Below are 665 nucleotides of genomic sequence, written 5' to 3' on the forward strand. Positions count from 1 at the left end.
ACAACATCGATGCCGTGCATGAAGGTCTGCTGCGGCTGGTGGCCTGGCGCCTGACCTCGCTGAAGAACGGCGAGCGTCCCAAGCAGCTGACGCTAGACATCGACGGCCTGCCGATTGAGGTCCATGGGCACCAGGGCGGTTCCGCTTATCATGGCCTTTACGGTACGCGGATCTATTCGCCGCTGGTCGCCTCGTTGGCCGAAACTGGCGACATGGTCGGCGGCCTGCTGCGCGAGGGCAACGCCGGCCCCGCCGAGAACGCTGATACGTGGATCCCGCACCTGGTGAAGCGGCTTAACGAGAGCACCGGCGCCCAGGTTCGGGGGCGTATCGACGCCGGCTTCACCGACAACGACACGCTGGAGGCGCTGGAGAAGCGCAGCATCGAGTACCTGGGCCGGCTGCGCAGCCACAAGGGGTTGCAGGCGCTGGCAGCGCCCTACCTCGCGGCCGGCCACCTGAGCAGCCTCGGGAGTGGTGCCACGACCTTGAATACCAGGCCGGTACCTGGCCAACGCCACGACGCGTGGTGCTGGTGGTTCAGGAACGCCCCGATGACCTGCTGCTGCATGCCTTCTTCCTGGTCACCAACCTCGGCAAGTTCGACTGGCCGCCCGAGAAGATCCTGGCACTCTATCGCAAGCGCGGCAGCGCCGAAGCGCACA

General features: G+C 66.2%; 1 pseudogene. It reads left to right on the top strand.

Features of this window, described 5'->3' with window-relative positions:
- Positions 1-665 (top strand): annotated as a pseudogene (locus MKZ40_RS16815) (transposase); the annotation flags it as partial.

Source organism: Cobetia sp. BMC6, from assembly GCF_029991385.1.
In the GTDB taxonomy this organism is placed as follows: domain Bacteria; phylum Pseudomonadota; class Gammaproteobacteria; order Pseudomonadales; family Halomonadaceae; genus Cobetia.